This is a genomic window from Cupriavidus sp. GW821-FHT07C08 (genome assembly GCF_059419025.1).
In genome coordinates, this window is the sequence record NZ_JBWKQZ010000005.1 from 229,219 (window position 1) to 250,493 (window position 21,275).

Below are 21,275 nucleotides of genomic sequence, written 5' to 3' on the forward strand. Positions count from 1 at the left end.
GACCTGATGTTACGTACCCCCCGCCGCCTGATCGCTGCGCTGGCCCTGCTCGCCACCACCATCCCGGCCGCCATGGCCGAAGCCCCCGCCCGCAACAACCTGCTTGCCGTGCCCGGCCTGGAAAAGCCCGCCAGCGTGCTGGTCGACCGCTGGGGCGTGCCGCATATCTATGCCGGCACGCTCTACGACGCCTTCTTCGTGCAGGGCTTCATGGCCGCGCGCGACCGCCTGTGGCAGATCGACCTGTGGCGCAAGCGCGGACTTGGCGAGATGGCCAGGGATTTCGGCCCGGCCTATGCCGACGGCGACCGCATGGCGCGCGCGGTGCTGTTTCGCGGCGACATGTACCGCGAATGGCTGGCCTATGGCTCCGACGCCAAGCGCGTGGCCGAGGCCTTCGTGGCCGGGGTGAACGCCTATGTGGCGCTGACCGAGCAGAAGCCCGAGCTGCTGCCGCCCGAATTCCGCAAGCTCAACTACAAGCCTGCGCGCTGGCAGGCCGAAGACATCGTGCGCATCCGCCACCACGGCCTGACGCTCAACTTCACCGGCGAAGTCGAACGCGCCCAGCTCTATTGCCAGGCCAAACAGGACGCCTCGCGTGCCGACTGGCTGCGCCGCGAACTCGACCCGCAGATCGAGCCCAGGCTCAGTCCCGGCATCGACCCCTGCACGGTTCCCGCCGCCGAACTGCGCCGCGCCTACGAACTGGCCACTGCCGCAGCGCGCTTCCCGAAAGAGGCGTGGGGCAATGCGCAAGCCGCCAGCATCCCGCTCGACCAGCTCTACGCACTGGTGGACCCCAACAGCGACACCGGCCGCAGCCTCGGGTCGAACAACTGGGTCATCGGCGGCAAGCGCACCACCACCGGCCGCCCGATCCTGGCCAACGACCCGCACCGCTCGCACGGCGCGCCCAGCCTGCGCTATATCAGCCACCTGAACGCGCCGGGGATGTCGGTGATCGGCGCGGGCGAGCCGTTCCTGCCCGGCATCTCGATTGGGCACAACGGCACCATCGCCTTCGGCCTGACGCGCTTCTACATGGACCAGGAGGACCTGTACGGCTACGAGCTCAATCCGGCCAACCCGCATGAGTACAAGTACAAGGGCCGCTGGGAACCGATGGAGACCATCACCGAAGAGATCGTGGTCAAGGGCGAGTCCACACCGCGTAAAGTCACCATCGACTTCACGCGCCACGGCCCGGTGCTGGTCGCCGATGCCGGCCGTGCACAGGCCTGGGCGCTGCGCGCCGCGTGGCTCGACTACGGCATGGCGCCGTACTTCGGCTCGATGGACTATATGCGCGCGCGCAACTGGGACCAGTTCCGCGCCGCCATGAACCGCTGGGGCGCGCCCGGCGAAAACCAGGTCTATGCCGACACCAGTGGCAATATCGGCTGGATCCCGGGCGGGCTGACCGTCAAGCGGCCCAACTGGGACGGCCTCACGCCGGTGGCGGGCGATGGCCGCTATGAGTGGGCCGGCTACCGCAACATGGACGAACTGCCGTGGGCCTTCAACCCCGCGCCAGGCTATATAGTCACCGCCAACGAGAACAACATCCCGCCCGAGCATCCCGCCGCGAAACTTGGCGTGGGCTACGAATGGAGCGACAGCTCGCGCGCGCGCCGGCTCAAGGCTCTGGTGGGAGCCAATGCGCGCAGTTCGGTGCAGGACTCGATGGCGTGGCAGAACGACACCGTGTCGCTGCCGGCGCAGCGCGCGGTCGCGATGCTGAAGGATGTGCGCAGCGATGACCCGCAACTGGCCCGCGGCCTGGACCTGCTGCGCAACTGGGACGGCAACGAGCGCGCGGACAGCGCCGCCGCGGCCCTGTTCGAGGTCTGGTTCAGCAAGCACCTGCGCCAGGCCGTGGTGCGCGCCGTGCTGCCACCCGAAGCCGCGCGGCTGGTGGGCGCGGGCGATGCCGCGCGCGTGCTGGCGGTGCGGGAGCAGCCCGGGCCGCGGATGCCGGCGGAGCGGCGCAATGCGGTGATGCTGGAATCGCTGAAAGCCGCCATGGTGGAACTCGAAGCCAAGCTCGGTCCCGATCCGCGCGCATGGCAATGGGGCAAGCTCCACACCGCCGTGTTCACGCATCCGATGGACCCGATCCTGAGCGACGCGGAACGCCAGCAGTTCAACGTCAACGCCGGCCCGATCGGCGGCTCGGCCTTCACGCCGATGAACACCAGCTACCGCAACACGGACTTCCGCCTGACCGCCGGCGCGTCGTTCCGCATGGTGCTGGACGTGGGCAACTGGGATGCCTCGCGCGTGGTCAACACGCCGGGGCAGTCAGGGAATCCGGCCAGCCCGCATTACCGGGACCTGGCGCCGTTGTGGGCGAAGGGGGAGTATTTCCCGCTGGTGTATACGCGCAAGGCGGTGGAGAAGGCTAGCCGGGAACGGTTGGAGTTGGTGCCGCAATGAGGGTGGGGAACTCGTGCGTCTGAAGTAGCCATGAAGCCTGGCACACGCACCCCTCTCCCGCAAGCGGGCGAGTGGTGCAAGCCGGCGGGAGCCGAGAGGCGGCAGCGGACGAGGCGCTTGCCGCTTTCTCTTACTTCAACATCTTCAACAACGCCTCCGCCGCCGCATCAGACGATGCCGGATTCTGCCCGGTCACCAGTCGCCCTGCGACCACGACATAGCTGGCCCAGTCCTCGCCACGCGTGAACCGTCCGCCGTTGGCCTTGAGCATGTCCTCCACCAGGAAGGGCACCACCTTGGTCAGCTGCACGGCTTCCTCCTCACTGTTGGTGAAGCCGGTCACCTCCTTGCCCTTGACCAGCGGTTCCCCGTCCGCGCCCTTGGTATGGCGGAACACCGCCGGTGCGTGGCATACCGCTCCCACCGGCTTGCCGGCGCGGTCGAACTGCTCGATCAGCGCGACCGAGCGCTTGTCTTCGGCCAGGTCCCACAATGGGCCGTGGCCGCCCGGATAGAAGATGGCATCGAAGTCTTCGGCCTTCACCTGGTCCAGCGTCAGCGTGCTGGCCAGTGCGGCCTTGGCGGCCGGGTCACCCTGGAAGCGCCGGGTGGCGTCGGTCTGGGCGCCGGGATCGTCGCTTTTCGGGTCGATCGGCGGTTGGCCGCCCTTGGGCGAGGCCAGCGTGATGTCGGCGCCGGCGTCCTTGAAGACGTAGTAGGGCGCGGCGAATTCCTCCAGCCAGAAGCCGGTCTTGTGGCCGGTATTGCCCAGCTGGTCGTGGGAGGTCAGCACCATCAGGATGTTCATTGTTCCGCTCCATGTCGGTTCACAGGCAGCCGGGCTGAAATGCCGCGGCACTGGCAACATCCTAGGCAGCGGACTATGATTCGAAAACTTCTATTATTCGATCTCTGCTATCCAAAAAATGAATATCGGCAGCAAGGACCTTAACCTGCTGTACGTGTTCCACGTGCTGTACCAGGAGGGCAATGCCTCGCGCGCGGCCGCGCGCATGGCGCTGAGCCAGCCGGCGTTGAGCCACAAGCTCAACCGCCTGCGCGATGAGCTGGGCGATCCGCTGTTCGTGCGCGCGCCGCGCGGACTGACGCCGACGCCGCGTGCGCATGCGCTGGCGCCGCAGGTGCAGCGGCTGGTCGGGGACCTGGACGCGTTCTATGACGCCTGTGCCGGGCATGACTACCTGGCGCGTAGCGAGCACCTGCATATCTACACCACCGACTACATGGAGCAGCTGCTGCTGCCCGCCCTGCTGCCGCGGCTGCGCAGCCAGGCGCCGGGCGTGGTGCTGGTCACGCACAACACGCGCGGCGAGCTGCCGCGCGAGGAACTGGAGAAGGGCACCTGCGACCTGGCGATTGCGGGCTTCTATGAGAACCTGCCTGATACCTTCCATCAGCAGCGGCTATGCAGCGAGGACTTCGTGGTGCTGGCCTCGCGCGCCAATCCGCGCATCGCCGACGGCCTCGATCTCGACGCCTTCCTGGCGTGCGAGCACCTGCTGACCACGCTGACCGGCGACCTCAACGGCGTGGTCGACCGCGCGTTGGCGCGGCAGGGGCACAAGCGCACAGTAGTGGCGGGGTTGTCGAGCTTCCTTGCCCCGAGCCGGCTGGTGCGCGGCACGGAACTGCTGCTGACCTGCCTGCGCTCGGTCGCGGAAGAGGCCGTGGCGCGCGACCCTGAACTAGTGCTGCTGCCGGTCCCGTTCGCGCTGCCCCAGGTCGACATGATGCAGATCTGGCACGCGCGCACCGATGCCGACCGGCTGCGGCGCTGGCTGCGCCAGCAGATCCAGGAGGTGGCCAGTGCCATCAGCGCGGCCGAGCCGGCCGCGCGCAAGTCCCGCGTCAGGCGCGGTTGACCACCGGCAGCAGCGCGCCTTGCACGGCGCGCGCCGCATCCGAGGCCAGGAACAGGATCACATCGGCCAACGCGTCCAGGCTGACCCAGCGCGTGGCATCGGCATCCGGCATGGCCTGGCGGTTCTCGGGGGTATCCAGCACGCTGGGCAGCACCGCGTTGACGCGTATGCCCTGGTCGCGCAGCTCTGCCGACATCGATTCGGTCACGCGCGCCAGCGCGTCCTTCGAGGCGCAATAGGCGCTCATCTGCGCCAGCCCGCGCGCTGCCGAGTTGGCGCCCACGTTGACGATGGCGCCGCCGGCGGCGGCCAGCATGTGCGGCACCACCGCGCGCGCCATGTTCAGCACCGTGCCCACGTTCATGTCGAACAGGTGGTTCCAGGCGTCGGCGCTGGTTTCATGCACGCTTGGGCCCATGGCGAAGCCACCGGCCAGGTTACACACCACGTCGATGCGCCCGCAGGCCTGAACCGCTTGCGCGACGGCCTCGCTCAGTTGGGCGGCATCCAGCAGGTCCGCCTGCAGCGCCAGGTGGCCGGTGCCCGCTTCGGGCAGCGGCGCCACATGCCGGTCCAGCAGCACCACGCGCGCGTCCGCCTGCGCAAAGGCCTGTGCCACGGCGCGGCCCAGGTTGCCGCGTGCGCCGGTGATCAATACGTTCTTGCCGTTGAAGTTCATTTGTGTGCTCCCGCGCCGTCGTGGCGCGCATGGTCAGGGTCAGCATCGCCCGGGGCCGGCTCTTACCATCGTGGGCCGGGGCGAAAACGCAAGCCAGTCTACGCACCGCCCCCCAACATTTGCTTGCGAAATTGCCTCGGGCTAACCCTTGAACGGCACAGGAAGTTGCGCGCCGGGCCGGCGTCATTGCCGATTGCGCCGTGGCTTGCGCACTGGCGCGGTGTCCGCGGGGGCAGCCGCCGCTTCCGCTGCCGCGGTCTGTTCAAGGAAGGCCACCAGCAGCCTCGCCGCCGGTGACAGCAGTTCCAGGTCGCGAAAGCAGATCGCAAAGCGCCGCCGCGCCCAGTCGTTGCGCAGCGGGATCACGCGCAGGCCGAAGGTGGGCGCGATCGGCGCGGCGATCTCGGCCGGGATGATGGTGATGCCCAGGTTGGCGCGCACACAGCGCAGCGCAGCGTCGAAGGTCGAGACCACCGCGCGGTAGGCAATGCCGCGCCCGAGGATGGCCGCATAGCGCGTCAGCATGGTCTGCACCGCGGTCTGGGCGGGCATGCCGATATGGTCGTAGTCCAGCGTGTCCTCGAAGCGGCAGTCCTCGGCCTGCGCCAGCGGATGCAAGGCATGTACCACTGCCGCCAGGTGGTCGGTGCGGTAGGGCCGGATCTGGAAGCCCTCCAGGTCGGCCGCGTCCCAGCAGATGCCCAACGGCGCCGAGCCCTCGCGCAGCGCGCGCACCACGTCGCTGCTCAGGCTTTCCTCGATGGTCACGCGCACGTCGCGGTTGGCCGGCTGCTGCAGGAAGGCGGCAATATCGTCCGGCAGCGATTCCGCCATCGACGAGACCGTGGCCAGCAGCCGCACCTGCCCGCGGATGCCGGCGCCGTAGTCGGCCATGTCGCGCGCGACGCGGTCCGCCGCCGCCAGCATGGCGCGCGCATGCGCCAGCACCATCTCGCCCGCGGGCGTCGGGATCACGCCGCGGCGGCGGCGTTCCAGCAGGGTTGCGCCCACGGTCTCCTCCAGTTGCGCCAGCCGCTTGCTGATGGCGGATGCCACGATGTGCTCCTGCTCGCCCGCGCGCGCCATGTTGCGGGTTTCGCAGACGGCGACGAACAGGCGCAGGGTGGTGAGGTCGAGGTCTCGCATGGCTGTGAGGGACTGCGGGTTTCCGGAATGGAATGGTAAGCCTCTTTTGTTGCCGGTAATCATTCATCCGGGAATTCCTGGATGTCGCTGTGCGGCGCCAGGCAGACATTCCGGTTCGGAAGGTTATCGTGCGTAAATCACCGCTTCAGCTCTTGGGCAGAAACTCATAGAGTTCTTCCGTCGCCCCCGCCGCGGGGCGCAAACCGGAAGACCCTGAATCATGTCTGCTCCCTTTCCCCGCCACGCCGTTATCCGCGAAGTCGGATTGCGCGATGGCCTGCAGAGCATCCGCACCATCCTGCCCACGGCCAGCAAGGAAGCGTGGATTCGCGGCGCGTACGCGGCCGGCCTGCGTGAGCTGGAAGTCGGCTCGTTCGTGCCGGCGCACCTGCTGCCGCAACTGGCCGATACCGCGCAGCTGGTCGCGTTCGCGCGCACGCTGCCGGGGCTGTTCGTCTCGGTGCTGGTGCCCAACCTGCGCGGCGCGCAGGATGCGCTGGCCAGCGGTGCGGACCTGGTGCTCGTGCCGCTGTCGGCCAGCCATGCGCACAGCCTGGCCAACCTGCGCAAGACGCCGGATGACGTGGTGGCTGAAGTGGCACGCATTCGTGCCGCGCGCGATGCCAGCGGCGCGAAGACGCTGATCGAAGGCGGTGTCGGCACCGCATTCGGCTGCACGCTGCAGGGCCATGTCGATCCCGATGAAGTGCTGCGCCTGATGCAGGCGCTGCTAGATGCCGGCGCCGACCGCGTCAGCCTGGCCGATACCGTCGGCTATGCCGACCCGCGCATGGTGCGCGAGCTGTTTGCGCGTGCGCTCGATATTGCCGGCGAGCGCTTCTGGTGCGGCCATTTCCACGATACCCGCGGGCTTGGCCTGGCCAATGTCCACGCGGCCCTGGAAACCGGCGTGAGCCGCTTTGACGCCTGCCTGGCCGGCATCGGCGGCTGCCCGCACGCGCCCGGCGCCAGCGGCAATGTCACGACCGAAGACCTGGCCTACATGCTCGGCAGCATGGGCATCGATACCGGCATCGATATCGGCCGCCTGCTGGCGCTGCGTGAAGACGTGGCTGCCTGGCTCAAGGACGAAACCCTGCACGGCACGCTGTGGCGCGCCGGCCTGCCCAAGACCTTCCCGGCCCAGCACGCTGGCGCCGCTGCCTGAGACGCAAGATGACCCAAGACAACAGCAACTCCCTGCCGCTGGCCGGCATCCGCGTGGTCGAATTCACGCATATGGTGATGGGCCCCACCTGCGGCATGATCTTGGCCGACCTGGGCGCCGAAGTGATCAAGGTGGAGCCGCCCGGCGGCGACAAGACGCGCAACCTGCCGGGCCTGGGCATCGGCTTCTTCCGCGCCTTCAACCGCAACAAGAAGAGCGTGGTGCTGGACATCACCACCGAGGAAGGGCGTGCCGCCGCAGCCGAGCTGGCGGGCCAGAGCGACGTGCTGCTGGAGAACTTCCGGCCCGGCCTGATGCAGAAGCTGGGGCTGGACTACGCCACGCTGTCGCGCGACTACCCGCACCTGATCTACGTTTCGCACAAGGGCTTCCTGCCCGGCCCGTACGAGAACCGGCTGGCGCTGGACGAGGTGGTGCAGATGATGGGCGGCCTGTCCTACATGACCGGCCCAAGCGGGCGGCCGCTGCGCGCGGGCACTTCGGTCAACGACATCATGGGCGGCATGTTCGGCGCCATCGGCGTGTTGGCCGCGCTGCGCGAGCGCGACCGCACCGGGGGCGGCCAGGAGATCCAGAGCGCGTTGTTCGAGAACTGCGTGTTCCTCGCCTCGCAGCATATGCAGCAGTTTGCAATGACCGGCGAGGCGCCGCCGCCGATGCCGTCGCGCGTGTCGGCGTGGAGCGTGTATGACGTCTTCACGCTGGCTGGCGACGAGCAGCTGTTTATCGGCGCCGTCAGCGACAAGCAGTTCGTGACGCTGTGCCAGGTGCTGGAGCACCCGGAGCTTCTCGACAGGCCCGAGTACGCCAGCAATGCCTCGCGCGTGGCGGTGCGTCCGCAACTGCTCGATGAGCTGGGCGCGATCCTGCGCCACCACCGCAGCGCAGAACTGGCGCCCAAGCTCGAAGCCGCCGGCATCCCCTATGCGCCGATCGTGCGCCCGGACCAGCTGCTCGACGATCCGCACCTGCTTGCCAGCGGCGGGCTGGTGCCGATGCAGGCCGACGACGGCTCGACCACGCCCACGGTGCTGCTGCCGCTGCTGATGGGCGGGCGCCGCCCGGGCGTGCGCCGGCCGCTGCCCAGGGCCGGCGAGCACAACGAAGAGATCCTGTCGCAGCTCGGCCAGGGCCGCAACGGCTGACCGGTACCACGACGGGCATGCCGCGGCACAGCGGCAGCCCGCAAAGATCCTACGATAACGATACGGAGACAACCCCATGCACCCCCGTCGCATCCTTCTCAAGTCAGGGCTGGCGCTGGCCGCCACCATGGCCGCCGCGCTGGCCGCGCCCGGCATCGGCGCGCTCGCGCAGGGCAGCACCGGCAAGCCGGTGCGCCTGATCCTGCCGATCAGCGCCGGCTCCGGCGTGGACACCATCGCGCGCGCGGCCGGTCCGGCCCTGGGCAAGGCCTTTGGCCAGCCGGTGGTGATCGAGAACCTGCCCGGCGCCGGCGGCATCACCGGGGCCGCGGCCGTGGTCAAGGCGCAGCCGGACGGCAGCACGCTCGGGCTGGTCTCGAACAACCATGTCATCAACCCGAGCGTGTTCCGCACGATGCCGTTCGATGCCATCAAGGACATCACCCCGATCAGCGTGATCGGCACCACGCCGCTGGTGCTTGTCGTGAATCCCAGGGTGCCGGCAAGGAACGTGAAGGAACTGGTGGCGCTGCTCAAGGCCAAGCCCGACGGCTACAACTACGGGTCGTCCGGCAATGGCACCATCATCCACCTGGCCGGGGAGATGTTCCTGGACGAGGCCGGCGTGAGTGCGCGCCACGTTCCGTACAAGGGCACGGGCCCGATGATGAACGACCTGATCGCCGGACAGGTGGAGCTGGGCGTGGTCGCGCTCAACGCGGTGGCGCCGCACCTGAAGGCCGGCACGCTGCGCGCGATCGGCGTGTGCGGCGACAAGCGCTCGGCCGCCGCGCCGGACATCCCCACCATCGCCGAACAAGGCTTGCCCCGCTACAACGTCGCCGGCTGGTTTGCCGTGGTCGGCCCCCCCGGCATGCCGCCGGCAGAGGTGAAGCGCGTGCATGACGCATTTGCCAGGGCCTTCACCTCGCCCGAAGTGCTGGAAGCCATGAAGAAGCAGGCCACCGTGATCGAGCCCGGCACACCCGAGGCGGCCGCCAGTTTCTTCCGCAGCGAGGCCACGCGCTACGCCGCCCTGGTGAAGAAGGCCAACGTCAAGGTCGAATAGCGGCGGCTGGGCTGAACCATCGGGCACGGCCTGCAGGCCGCGCGGCGAACGCCTAGAATGCAGCATCGCCCCCGTGACGATGCCCTGCAGGAGGACGCGCCATGACCGACAAGCCAGTCAGGATCCCCGGCCCCGACCACCCGATCACCATTACGCCGACGGCCGGCAGGGTGGTGGTCAGGGTGGCGGGCATTGCCATTGCAGACAGCGACGCGGCGCTGACCCTGCAAGAGGCGACCTACCCGCCGGTGCAGTACATCCCGCGCGAGCATGTCGACATGACGCAGCTGGAGCGTACCGCGCACACGACGTACTGCCCCTACAAGGGCGATTGCAGCTATTTCTCCATCCCCGCCGGCGGCGAGCGCGCGAGCAATGCGGTGTGGAGCTACGAGACGCCTTACCCCGCGGTGGCGGCGATTGCCTCGCACCTGGCCTTCTACCCGGACCGCGTCGACAGCATCGAGATCCTCGGCGCCTGAGCGCGCGCCGCCAAAGCCCTGCCGGTACGCCGCGGGCTCAGCTTCGGTTCTCCGGCAACTGCACCACGGCCAGCGTGGCATCGGCAGTACCGATGACCCTGCTGACATGCCCTTTGCCCGTGGTGTCTTCCAGCAGCAGCGCACTGCCCGCCGACAGCGGCCGCTGCTCGCCATCGCTGGCTTCAAACTCCATCGCTCCAGCCAGCACGAAGATCCACATGCGCAGCGGCGACGGGTGCAGTGCGCCCACCCAGCCGGCCGGCACCAGCAGGAAGCCCTGGCGCGCGGCCTCGTCCAGCGGCGACACCCAGAAGGCGCGCGCGGGCGGTGCAAACAGGCGCTCGGTGATGGCAACGGAAAGGGGGCCGAAGTGGGATTCGCCGTCGGCATCCGCGTAAAGCCGTTCGAAGGCCAGCGGTGCACGGGCGGTTGTGACGGGTTCGGCAGTGACAGCCATGGCGCACCTCCCTGCGGCGCATTGCGCGCGGCATTGTTATGCAGCCAGTCTAGGCTGCCGGGCGCGGAGTGCAATGCCGGTCACGGGGACGCGCGCTGGTGCCCCGCACTATGCTTCAACCCTTGCTGAAGATGCTGTAGAAGTCCGGCGCGCCACTGTCGGGCACGCTCAGGTCGAGCGAACCCTCGATGTGTTCCAGGTGTTCCGCCATCAGCGCGCTGGCGCGCGCGGCGTCGCGCTGCTCGATCGCGTCGATCAGCTGGCGGTGCTCATGCTCGGCGCAGGCCGGTGCGCCGGGGCGGTCGTACAGCGTGATGATCAGGCAGGTCAGCGACACCATCTCGCGGATCAGCTTTTCGAGGATGGCATTGCCGGCCATCTCAGCCAGCAGGATATGGAATTCCCCTGACAGACGGATCATCGCGGCGCGGTCGCCGCGTGCGCGTGCGTTGTCTTCTTCCATCGCATGGCGGCGCAGGCTGCGGACCTTGGCCGGTGTGGCACGCTGGGCCAGTTCGGCCGCCAGCGCGGGCTCGACCACGCGGCGCGCCTGGAACACCTCGCGCGCCTCGTCCACCGTGGGGCTGGAGACAAAGGCGCCGCGGTTTGGTACCAGCGTGACCAGCTTCTCATGCGCCAGGCGCGCGAAGACCTGGCGGATACGGGCCCGGCTGGCGCCGGTCACTTCGCACAGCCGTTCCTCGACCAGCTTGGTGCCGGCCAGCAGGCGGTGCTCCATGATCGCGGTCAGCAGGCTGAGGTAGATCGCCTCGGTGGCGGAGGCCTCGCTGGCGGCGGCCTCCGGGCCGGCACTTTGCTCCGGTGCGGCATTGGCGGCAGACTTTGGTGCCGCTTTCAGTGTTGCCTTGGACGCGGGCCGGCGCGGCGTTTTTGCTGCCGCGCCGGGCGCCGCCTTCTTCGATGTGGTTGCCATATCAGGGGACGGACATTCGGCCTGTCGCCGGAACTGGCGACGAAAGACGGCTATATCGTACACAAATATGGCGACACAGACGGCATTTGTCAGGCCGGGGCAACTTCCTCGCGCATCGTGCCCGCGGCTGCGGCACCACCGGCAGCTTCGAACGGGTGCACCTGCGCCCAATGCCGGGCGATGTCGACACGGCGGCAGATCCACACCTTGTCGTGTCCCTGCACATAGTCGAGGAAGCGCTGCAGCGCGCGGAAGCGGCCCGGGCGGCCGAGCAGGCGGCAGTGCATGCCGATCGACAGCATCTTGGGGCTGTCCTGTCCGTCGGGGTCGCCTTCATCATACAAGACGTCGAACGCGTCCTTCAGGTACTGGAAGAACTGTTCGCCGGTATTGAAGCCCTGCGGCGTGGCGAAGCGCATGTCGTTGGAGTCGAGCGTGTACGGCACCACCAGGTGCGGCTTCTTCTCGCCGCCGGTGACTTCGACTTCGGTCCAGAAGGGCAGGTCGTCGCCGTAGTAGTCCGAGTCATACAGGAGGCCGCCGTGCTCCACCACCAGGCGGCGCGTGTTGGGGCTGTCGCGGCCGGTGTACCAGCCCAGCGGCAGCTCGCCGGTCAGGTCCTTGATGATCTGCATGCCGACGCACATGTGTTCGCGCTCGGTGGCTTCGTCGATGCCCTGGTAGTGGATCCAGCGCCAGCCGTGGCAGGCGATCTCATGGCCCAGTTCGACAAAGGCACGCGTCAGTTCCGGATGGCGCTGCAGCGCCATCGATACGCCGAAGATGGTCAGCGGCAGGCCGCGCTTCTCGAACTCGCGCAGCAGGCGCCAGACGCCAGCGCGAGAGCCGTATTCATAGATGCCCTCCATGCTCATGTGGCGGTCGGGGTAGGCCGCGGCGCCGACGATCTCGGAGAGGAACTGCTCGGAGGCGGCGTCGCCGTGCAGCACGCAGTTTTCGCCGCCTTCTTCGTAGTTGAGGACGAACTGCAGCGCAACGCGCGCGCCGCCCGGCCAGCGGGCGTGCGGCGGCCGGGCGCCGTATCCGATGAGATCGCGTGGATAGCGGGACTGGAGCATGGTGGTGGAGTCGGAAATGGATCGGGAAGTCATACGGTTCAGTTCAATGCATAAGGGGCCAGCATGCCCGCATACGCCTTGGGCAGCGGCCGCGCCCAGTCGCCGCGCTTGCTGGTGCCCAGGCGCACCGAGACCAGCGCCTCGGCCATCTTGACCGCGCACACCACGCCGTCGATCACCGGCGCGCCGATGGCGTCGGCGATCTCGTCGCACAAGTCGGTCATGCCGGCGCAGCCCAGCACGATGCATTCGCTGCGGTCTTCAACCAGCGCCTGGCGGCAAGCTTCGGTGATGATGCGGCGCGCGTCCGAGCCCGGGCGCTCCAGTTCCAGCACCGGCAGGTCGCAGGCGCGCACGTTGTTGCAGAAGCGCTTCATGCCGTAGCGCTCGGCCAGGTGCCAGGCGATATTGCAGGTGCGCGCCAGCGTGGTCACCACGCTGAAGCTGCTGCCGACCACGCTGGCCATATGCATGGCGGCCTCGGCAATGCCGATCACCGGCCCGCGCGCCACCTCGCGCGCCGCGTACAGGCCGGGGTCGCCGAAGCAGGCAATGACGTAGCCGTCCATGCCTTCCTGCTCGCCGGCCAGGATTTCATCCAGGATGCCGGGCACGGACAGGGCTTCGTCATAGTGGCTTTCGATGGAAGCCGGTCCCATGCGCGGGCTGACCGCGCTGATGCGCGTGCCCGGTGCCGCCACGGCGACGGCGCACTGCCCGATCTTGTCGGTCATGCTCTGGGTGGTATTGGGGTTGATGATCTTCAGCTTCATGGAGGCGGCTCTGCTAAGTGCGGTCGGAAACGTGCAGTCGAAAGAATGGTCCCGGGATCAGGCCTGACCGGCGGCGCGGCTGCCGAAGTGGCCGGGCATCATGCGCGGCGCCAGTTGCCGGTACAGCACCAGCGCAATGCCCATGCCGATAAACCAGCTGTAGTTGGCCGCCTGCTGCCAGGCCGGCACCACCACGCACAGGATCGGGATGATGGCCGCCGGGATCATGGTGGTCACCGCCGCCGGGTTGAAGCCGTTGCGGTACCAGTAGCGGCCGCGCGGGTTCAGCGTGTAGAGGTCGTCGACGTCGACATGCTGGCGGCGCACCAGGTAGAAGTCGGCAATCAGGATGCCGAACAGCGGGCCGATGAAGGCGCCCAGCACGTCCAGCGTGTAGTGGATTACCGCCGGGTTGTTGTACAGGTTCCAGGGCGTGATGAAGATCGAAGCCACGGCCGCGATCATGCCGCCGGTGCGCCAGCTGATGTGCTTGGGTGAGACGTTGGAGAAGTCGAATGCCGGCGAGACAAAGTTGGCGACGATATTGATGCCGATGGTGGCGGTCATGAAGGTGAACGCGCCCAGCAGCATGGCGAAGGTGCTGTCGATATGGCTGACGGTTTCCACCGGGTCGGTGATCAGCTTGCCGAACACCGGCAGCGTGGCCGAGGTCGTGATCACGGTCAGCAGCGAGAAGCCCAGGAAGTTGACCGGCAGGCCCCAGAAGTTGCCGCGCTTGACCGACTTGAAGTCCTTGGCATAGCGCGAAAAGTCGCCGAAGTTCAGCATCGGGCCGGAGAAATACGACACCACCAGCGCGATCGCGCTCAGCATTACCGGCACCGCTTCCCAGCCGGTGTACTTGACGAAGCTCAGCGTGAAATTGACGTTCTCCCAGCCGGCCTTGTTCACCAGCCAGATCGCCAGCGCGATCATCACCACGTACACCGCCGGGCCGGCCCAGTCGATGAACTTGCGGATGGTCTCCATGCCGGTCCAGAACACCAGCGCCTGCAACACCCAGAGCACCATGAATGCGGCCCAGCCCAGCGTGGAGAGCCCGGCAAAGCCGTGCAGCTTCACGTCGGCATACGGCGCCAGCGCGGGGAAGAAGTGCAGCGCTAGCACCAGGAAGGCGCTGGAAGCCAGGTAGGTCTGGATGCCGTACCAGGCCACTGCGATCAGCCCGCGGATCACTGCCGGGATATTGGCGCCGAGCACGCCGAACGAGGCCCGGCAGATCACTGGATAGGGCGTGCCGGTCACCTGGCTGGGCTTGGCCACCAGGTTGCAGAAGAACTGCACGATCAGGATGCCGACCAGCAGCGACACCAGCACCTGCCAACTGGTCAGCCCCAGCGCGAACAGGCTGCCGGCGGTGATGTAGCCGCCCACGCTGTGCACGTCCGACATCCAGAAGGCAAAGATGTTGTAGGTGCCCCAGGTCTGCTTGCGCAGCGGCGCCAGGTCCTCATTGGTCAGGCGTTCGTCATAACCCGGCTTGATCAGGGCATTGCCGTGTGCGGCATGCCCCGCCTGCACCTGCGGTGCGTCTGCGGGCGTTGCGGTCGTTTGCATCATCTGAGTCTCCTGGCAGATGTGTGTCTTGACGATAGGCGACATGCGGCCGTTGGGCTCTTGGTGTGCGCCGATGGGAAGCTGGTTTTACTGTCTACTAAATTGTCTACAAAAATGATTGAGTGTGTAGACGATGTTGTAGATCACGGATTCGTGATTGTCAACATTCGCTTTCCCTGAAGTCGCCCGGGGCGGGAAGCCAGTTTTCGCCACGAAAAAAAACCCGCTCCGGAGAGCGGGGTTCTGCGAGGCCTTGTTGCGTTCGGGTGAACCTCAATACGCAATCCTGGCCGTCAGGCTCACGCCGCGCGGATCGGCCGGCTGGATGTAGTTCTCATACTGGAAGCCCCAGTAACGCTTGTTGGTCACGTTGTTCAGCGCGGCGCGCAGGGTCAGGTCCTTGCCGGCGACGCGGGTGTTGTAGCTCGCGCCGAGATTGAACACCGTGTAGCCGCCGGCTTCCAGCGTATTGCCCGCGTTCAGCTTGGTGTTGCCGGTGTACTTGCCATCGATACCAAGGCGCAGGCCCGGCACAAAGGGCACGCGGTAGCTGATGCGTCCCGCCAGCACCAGGTCAGGCGCACCGGCAACGCGCTTGCCGTTGTTGGCCATGCCCTTGTCGTAGTACGAGTCCAGGTACATCGCGCTCGCGCCGAATTCCCACTGCGAGCCCAGCCGGTACACGCCGGCCAGCTCCAGACCCTGGTAGATCGAGGTGCCGTCCTGCTGGCGCGTCGGCAGGACGCCATTGATGCTGTCGTACTCGGCGCCGCGCTCGATGCGGAAGGCGGCGGCGGTGGCGCTCCAGGCGGACTGGTCGGCCTTGACGCCGATCTCATACTGCTTGCTGCGGATCGGGCTGAGCAGCTGGCGTGCATTGGTGTAGCCATCCGGCACGATCGAGCCGGGCTCCAGTGCTTCCACGTAGCTGGCGTAGACCGTGGCCGTGGGCACCGGCTTGAACATCAGCGCCAGCGTGGGCGTGACCACGCCGTTCTTGCTGTAGCTGGAGGTCACCGGCACGTAGCCGTTCTGCTCGAAGTTGGTCACGCGCAGGCCGGCCAGCACCGACCAGCGCTCGCTCAGCTGCACGGTGTCGCTGGCGAACACCGACTTCTGCGTAATGTCGCTGTTGCGCACCTTGTTGAAGGCGGTCGAGCTGTAGTACGTGTTGGTATTGGGCTCGAAGATGTTGCCGGTGCCGATGACGGCGCCGAAGCCGTTGTTGTCATAGCGGTCGATCTGCTTCTGCCACGACAGGCCCGCCACCAGCTGGTGCCCGAACGGCCCGGTGCGGAACTTGCCTTCCAGCATCGCCTGCCATTGGCCCACCTGCTGGTTCTGCGCGGTGTCATAGCGCTGGTCGTTGTAGTCGCCGGCCTGGTTCAGCAGGTTGTAGGTGCTTTCGTTGCGGCTGCGGTTGACCTTGGTGAAGCTGTAGTTGGTGCTGACCGCCCAGTCCGGATTGATCTGGTAGTGCAGGCCGGTGCTGTACAGCTGCAGGTTGGTGTTCAGGTGCTGGTCGGCACCGGCAAAGTTGCGGATGCGGCCGGACACCGCGGCCGGCAGGGCCGTGTCGCCGTAGCTCCACAGGCTGAACGACGGCATCTGGCCAGTGGCGCGGCGGTCCTGGTAGATCGAGTCGAAGGTCCAGGTCAGGTCCCTGGTCAGGCGCGCATCCAGGCCCAGCGAGAGGCTGTCGCGCTTGATATTGCGCGCGTTGTAGGGCGTGCCTTCCTCGTGCGTCACGTTCAGGCGGTAGCCGAACATATTGCCCGGGCCGGCGCGCCCGCCCAGGTCGACGTGCTCGCTCCAGACATTGGCGGCGCGGTAGCCCAGCTCGAATGAGGCGGTGAAGGTGTCGGTCGGCTTCTTGGTGACGTAGTTGACGATGCCACCCGGGGTGGCGAAGCCGTACATGAAGCCCGGCAGGCCCTTGAGCAGTTCCACCTGCTCCATATGCTCGTACGGCAGCGTGATGCCGTAGGCGATGAACGGCAGCCCGTTGATCTTGAAGCCGTTCTGCCAGTCGATCTGCAGGCCGCGCACGCTCAGGTAGCTGGACCAGCTGTTGTAGCCGTTGCCGTTGTCGCTGACCGACGCATCCATGGCAAACACATCGCCCAGCTTGGCCACCTGGCGGTCGGCCAGGTCTTCGCCGGTGACGATGGTGGTGGAGTACGGGGTGTCGAGCTGCGTGCGCGAGCCCAGCGCGCCGGTACTGGCCTTTTTCTCAAGCTGCAGGCCGGAATCGTCGACTGCCGAGGCGCTGACGGTCACCGCGGGCAGCGACTGCGCATCCGCTTGCGCCGCGGCTTGCTGCGCCAGCGCGGCGGTTGCCGGAAAGCCGGCCAGGACGGCCAGTTGCGCCAGCACGGCGAGATGGCGGGGTTTGGGTGCGCGCAGGCGCGCGGCGCGGATGACTTGGCGGTTCATGAGGGACCAGCAGGAGGCAGACGGGCCTGTATGTAAATGTAGATACAAATGCGAATTATTCGCATTTACGAAAAGTCCGAATGATGCTTGTGTCGGGATAGGGCGTCAAGACACCACATGAGCTTTGTGGTTGAAAACAACGAGGTGCCGCCAGACCTTTTGCTGATCTATCGGAAGCCAGAGCCTTGGACACTGCAACTTGCCGGGCTTGGATCGCACAGCGAGCTGGCCTCGTAGCGAGCAGACCAGACCGCCAGCAAAAGAAAAGCGCGCGGCACATGCAGTGCCGCGCGCTTTTTTGCAAGGACAGCAAGCCGCCGCGAATGGCGGCGTGCCGTGGATGACGGCTTAACGCTTGCCGTCCTTCGCGTACACCCGCTCACCCGCCACCCAGGTCTCCAGCACCTGGGTCTTCCAGATGTCGGCAGGCCTGGCCTTGAACAGGTCCTGGTCGACCAGGATGAAGTCGGCCCACTTGCCGGCTTCGAGCGAGCCCAGCGTCTTCTCCTGGTGCTCGGCATAGGCCGCGTCCAGCGTGAAGGCGCGGAATGCCTGCGGCAGGGTCATGGCCTCTTCCGGATGCCAGCCGCGGATCGGGCGGCCTTCATGGTCGGTGCGGGTCACCGCCGCGTGCAGGCCGTAGAACGGGTTGGCCGATTCCACCGGGAAGTCCGAGCCGCCCGCGATCACGGTGCCTTGCCTGAGCAGCGTCTGCCAGGCATAAGCGCCCTTGATGCGGTCCTTGCCGACGCGGTCCTCGGCCATGTTCATGTCGCTGGTGGCGTGCGTGGGCTGCATCGAGGCGATCAGGTCCAGCGTCTTGAAGCGCGCGATGTCCGGCAGCGCGATCACCTGCGCGTGCTCGACGCGGTTGCGCAACTGGCGTCCGCCCACATCCTTGTAGGCCGCTTCCATGGCATCCAGCACCTGGTGGTTGGTAGCATCGCCGATGGCGTGGATATTGACCTGGTAGCCGGCCTTGATCGCGGTCTTGACGGCGGCCTGCATGGCGGCGTCTCTCATGAAGAGCAGGCCGCTGTGCACGTGGTCGTCCGAATACGGCGCCATCAGCGCGGCGCCGCGGCTGCCCAGGGCGCCGTCGCCGTACAGCTTGACCGCGCGCAGGTAGTAGCGGTCGTTGCCATAGCCCACCAGCGGCCCCTTGGCCGAGAGCGCCTTGAAGTCGTCGCCGGTGTCGCGGATCATGCCGTAGATGCGCGTGGTCAGCTTGCCCTGGTCGGCGAACTCGCGGTAGATCTTGTCTTCGGCAACGGTCACGCCGGCGTCGCCCGCGGCGGTCAGGCCGAGCGCGTTCATGTGCGCCAGCGAGGCGGCCAGTGCGGCGCGGCGGTCGTCGTCGCTGTACGGCGGGATCACGCTGTTGACCAGCGCCATGGCCTTGTCGACCAGCACGCCGGTGGGGTTGCCGTCGGCGTCGCGCTCGATGCGCCCGCCGGCCGGGTCCCTGGTGTCGCGCGTGATGCCGGCGGCCTGCAGCGCCTTGGTGTTGAGCCACGCGGCGTGGCCGTCCACGCGCACCAGCCGCACCGGGCGGTCCGACACCGCCGCGTCCAGCTCGGCCGCGGTCGGGAAGCGGCCCAGCTTCCAGTTCACCTGGTTCCAGCCATAGCCCAGCAGCCACTTGCGCTGCGGGTTCTTGTCGCCATAGGCGCGGATCATGCCTTGCGCCTCGGCCAGGGTCTTTGTGCCGGACAGCGAGATCTCGGTGGTCTTGAAGCCCAGGCGGAACACATGGCCGTGGGCGTCGATCAGGCCCGGCAGCAGGGTCTTGCCCTGGCCGTCGATGCGTCTGGCATCGGGGTACTGCGCGCGCAGCGCGGCGGCGTCGCCGGTGGCCAGCACCTTGCCCTGGTCGAACACCAGTCCGGTGAAGCTGGTGATCTTGTCCTGCTTCAGGGTGTAGCCCTGCACCGATTCCACCAGCGTCGGCGCGGCGTGCGCGGATAGGCTCAGTGCCATGCCGGCGCCAAGCGCCAGCATGCTCATGCGGATTGCTCTCTTCAAAGCGATGCTCCTTGTTGTTGTGCTTTTTTTATGTACTGCTGGTTGTGAGCGCCCGGGAATGGCGCCTATTCACCGGTTGCCGGTACGGCGTCGCGCGCCGGGGCGGCATCGCGTCTGGCCGGCAGGGCGGGGAATTGCATCTCGGCATAGGACACGAAGCGCGTCTTGCGCGCAATGCGGTAGCCCAGCCAGATCAGGAGGAAGATCGGGATGCCGATATAGGTGGCGGCCACGCTGACCCAGTCGATCTTGCCGCTGGTGAAGGCCTGGTAGTTCTGGCCCAGCGTGACGATCAGGCACAGCGCAAAGGCGAAGATCGGCCCGTAGGGGAAGAACGGCGAGCGGTAAGGCAGCCGGTCCAGGTCCAGCCCCTGCGCGACAAAGCCCTTGCGGAAGCGGTAATGGCTGACCGCAATGCCCAGCCAGGCGATAAATCCGGTCATGCCGGACAGGTTCAGCAGCCACAGGTAGACTGACCGGCTTTCGAACAGCGAGGTGAGGAAGCACAGCGCGCCCACCGCGGTGGTGGCCAGCAGCGCCATCAGCGGCACGCCGTTGCGCGTCAGCTGCGCAAAGATGCGCGGCGCGCGGCCTTCGGTGGCGAGGTTGTACAGCATGCGGGTAGAGGCATACATGCCCGAATTACCGGCCGACAGCACCGCGGTCAGGATCACCGCGTTCATCACGCCTGCCGCAAAGGCCAGGCCCGCATGGCGGAACACCAGCGTGAACGGGCTGACGCCCACGGTCTGCACGTCGTTCTTGAGCAGGTTCGGGTCGGTGTAGGGGATCAGGATGCCGATGATCAGGATCGCCAGCACATAGAACAGCAGGATGCGCCAGAACACCTGGCGCACCGCGCGCGGGATGTTTTTGGCGGGATCGGCCGATTCGCCGGCGGCGACGCCGATCAGCTCGGTGCCCTGGAACGAGAAGCCGGCGATCATGGCCACGCCGATCAGCGCCGGCAGGCCGCCGACGAAGGGTGCGTCCCCGATGGTCAGGTTGGCCAGCCCGTGCGTGGCCGATACATCGCCGCGCAGGATGCCGAAGATCATTAGCGTGCCGATGCCGATAAAGGCGATCACTGTCACCACCTTGACCAGCGCGCACCAGTACTCGGCCTCGCCGAAGCCGCGTACCGAGATCGCGTTGAGCAGGAACATCAGGCCCAGGAACAGCGCGCTCCACAGCACGCCGGGCGTGTCGGGGAACCAGTACTGCATCACCAGCTGGGCCGCGGCCAGCTCCACCGCGATGGTCACCGCCCAGTTGTACCAGTAGTTCCAGCCGAGCGCGAAGCCGAAGCCTTCATCGACATAGCGCGCGCCATAGGTGGCGAACGAGCCCGACACCGGCATGTAGGCCGCCAGCTCGCCAAGGCTGGTCATCAGGAAATAGACCATCGCTCCGATCAGGATATAGGCGGCCAGCGCGCCGCCGGGGCCGGCCTGCGCGATGGTGGCACCCGAGGCCACGAACAGCCCCGTGCCGATCGAGCCGCCGATGGCGATCATGGTGAGATGGCGTGCCCGCAGGGTGCGGCGCAGCGTCGGCGCGGGGGCGCCGGAAGAGGTGGGCTGGGAAGGTTGGCTTGACATCAGGATCCGGTCTGGGCGCGCGCGAGGACTAAAGGCGCGAAGGGGCGCAACTATGCCGGCATCGCCGAGAGGCGGCAAGCTGCGCCGAAGCACCAGCCGTGTGGGTTCCGGCGGCGCCGCCAGTGCCTCCTCCCGGTTGAACCGGCCGGTATATTGGGCGGCATCATAAGAGAAATCGCTGTGCAGGGAAAGCCGCTGCGCGGGCCGCGCGCCGCCAAATGTGCCGCATTCGCCGCGCGGTACCTTGTTTGTCCATGAGGTGTAGGACAAACACCCGGCGTGGAACAGGAATGGCACCGCTGTTGCGGCCACGGCGCACGGTATATCGTGCGAAGTAGCAGGCCCTGCACGCCGGCCGGC

Annotated in this window: 17 protein-coding genes; 6 read left to right on the top strand and 11 right to left on the bottom strand. The window is 67.2% G+C overall.

What is annotated here, in order from left to right; translation table 11 throughout:
• The first annotated feature begins 6 nt into the window (after positions 1-6).
• Entirely contained in the window at positions 7-2,439 is a 2,433-nt protein-coding gene (locus AC07UK_RS09375) for a penicillin acylase family protein (RefSeq protein WP_494685899.1), read from the top strand.
• A 130-nt stretch (positions 2,440-2,569) separates the two neighbouring features.
• Here the strand turns inward: AC07UK_RS09375 and AC07UK_RS09380 are convergent, their stop codons facing one another.
• Entirely contained in the window at positions 2,570-3,247 is a 678-nt protein-coding gene (locus AC07UK_RS09380; RefSeq protein WP_494685900.1) for a type 1 glutamine amidotransferase domain-containing protein, read from the bottom strand.
• Positions 3,248-3,365: 118 nt separating this feature from the next.
• On the opposite strand from AC07UK_RS09380, the gene AC07UK_RS09385 reads away from it, so the two are divergent.
• Complete coding sequence (locus AC07UK_RS09385) at positions 3,366-4,322, top strand: LysR family transcriptional regulator (protein ID WP_494685901.1); 957 nt, start codon at positions 3,366-3,368, stop codon at positions 4,320-4,322.
• Here the strand turns inward: AC07UK_RS09385 and AC07UK_RS09390 are convergent.
• Both AC07UK_RS09390 and AC07UK_RS09395 read right to left on the bottom strand, forming a co-directional pair.
• Positions 4,309-5,001: an SDR family NAD(P)-dependent oxidoreductase gene (locus AC07UK_RS09390; RefSeq protein WP_494685902.1), complete on the bottom strand. Its 693-nt coding sequence runs from the start codon at positions 4,999-5,001 to the stop codon at positions 4,309-4,311. The two genes, AC07UK_RS09385 and AC07UK_RS09390, sit on opposite strands and share 14 nt — an antisense overlap.
• Before the next feature lie 183 nt (positions 5,002-5,184).
• Complete coding sequence (locus tag AC07UK_RS09395; RefSeq protein ID WP_436224590.1) at positions 5,185-6,147, bottom strand: LysR family transcriptional regulator; 963 nt, start codon at positions 6,145-6,147, stop codon at positions 5,185-5,187.
• Between the two features lie 220 nt (positions 6,148-6,367).
• Here AC07UK_RS09395 and AC07UK_RS09400 point away from each other — a divergent pair, with 220 nt between their 5' ends.
• The 4 genes from AC07UK_RS09400 (at position 6,368) to AC07UK_RS09415 (ending at position 10,032) form a co-directional block, all read left to right on the top strand.
• Complete coding sequence (locus AC07UK_RS09400; protein WP_436224591.1) at positions 6,368-7,315, top strand: hydroxymethylglutaryl-CoA lyase; 948 nt, start codon at positions 6,368-6,370, stop codon at positions 7,313-7,315.
• Positions 7,316-7,323: 8 nt separating this feature from the next.
• Positions 7,324-8,481 (top strand): CaiB/BaiF CoA transferase family protein, encoded by a 1,158-nt coding sequence (locus tag AC07UK_RS09405; RefSeq protein WP_436224592.1) that lies wholly within the window; start codon positions 7,324-7,326, stop codon positions 8,479-8,481.
• 76 nt (positions 8,482-8,557) lie between these two features.
• Entirely contained in the window at positions 8,558-9,550 is a 993-nt protein-coding gene (locus AC07UK_RS09410; RefSeq protein WP_494685903.1) for a tripartite tricarboxylate transporter substrate binding protein, read from the top strand.
• 101 nt (positions 9,551-9,651) lie between these two features.
• Positions 9,652-10,032, top strand: coding sequence for a DUF427 domain-containing protein (locus AC07UK_RS09415; RefSeq protein WP_494685904.1), 381 nt, complete (start codon positions 9,652-9,654; stop codon positions 10,030-10,032).
• Between the two features lie 37 nt (positions 10,033-10,069).
• Here the strand turns inward: AC07UK_RS09415 and AC07UK_RS09420 are convergent, their stop codons facing one another.
• From AC07UK_RS09420 to AC07UK_RS09455, 8 genes are all read right to left on the bottom strand, one after another.
• Positions 10,070-10,489, bottom strand: coding sequence for a cupin domain-containing protein (locus AC07UK_RS09420; RefSeq protein WP_436224595.1), 420 nt, complete (start codon positions 10,487-10,489; stop codon positions 10,070-10,072).
• Between the two features lie 115 nt (positions 10,490-10,604).
• The gene (locus AC07UK_RS09425; protein WP_494685905.1) at positions 10,605-11,423 is read right to left on the bottom strand and encodes a GntR family transcriptional regulator; all 819 of its coding nucleotides are present in this window, start codon (positions 11,421-11,423) and stop codon (positions 10,605-10,607) included.
• Between the two features lie 89 nt (positions 11,424-11,512).
• Positions 11,513-12,502, bottom strand: coding sequence for an allantoinase PuuE (gene puuE / locus AC07UK_RS09430; protein ID WP_494685911.1), 990 nt, complete (start codon positions 12,500-12,502; stop codon positions 11,513-11,515).
• 38 nt (positions 12,503-12,540) lie between these two features.
• Positions 12,541-13,275 (bottom strand): aspartate/glutamate racemase family protein, encoded by a 735-nt coding sequence (locus AC07UK_RS09435; protein WP_492357975.1) that lies wholly within the window; start codon positions 13,273-13,275, stop codon positions 12,541-12,543.
• Positions 13,276-13,332: 57 nt separating this feature from the next.
• Entirely contained in the window at positions 13,333-14,856 is a 1,524-nt protein-coding gene (locus AC07UK_RS09440; protein WP_494685906.1) for an NCS1 family nucleobase:cation symporter-1, read from the bottom strand.
• Between the two features lie 270 nt (positions 14,857-15,126).
• Positions 15,127-17,289 (bottom strand): TonB-dependent siderophore receptor, encoded by a 2,163-nt coding sequence (locus tag AC07UK_RS09445; protein WP_494685907.1) that lies wholly within the window; start codon positions 17,287-17,289, stop codon positions 15,127-15,129.
• A gap of 348 nt (positions 17,290-17,637) precedes the next feature.
• A complete protein-coding gene (locus tag AC07UK_RS09450) occupies positions 17,638-19,314 on the bottom strand; it encodes an amidohydrolase (RefSeq protein WP_494687757.1) in 1,677 nt (558 codons plus the stop codon).
• Between the two features lie 65 nt (positions 19,315-19,379).
• Positions 19,380-20,915 (bottom strand): amino acid permease, encoded by a 1,536-nt coding sequence (locus tag AC07UK_RS09455; protein WP_436224600.1) that lies wholly within the window; start codon positions 20,913-20,915, stop codon positions 19,380-19,382.
• Positions 20,916-21,275: the final 360 nt, after the last annotated feature.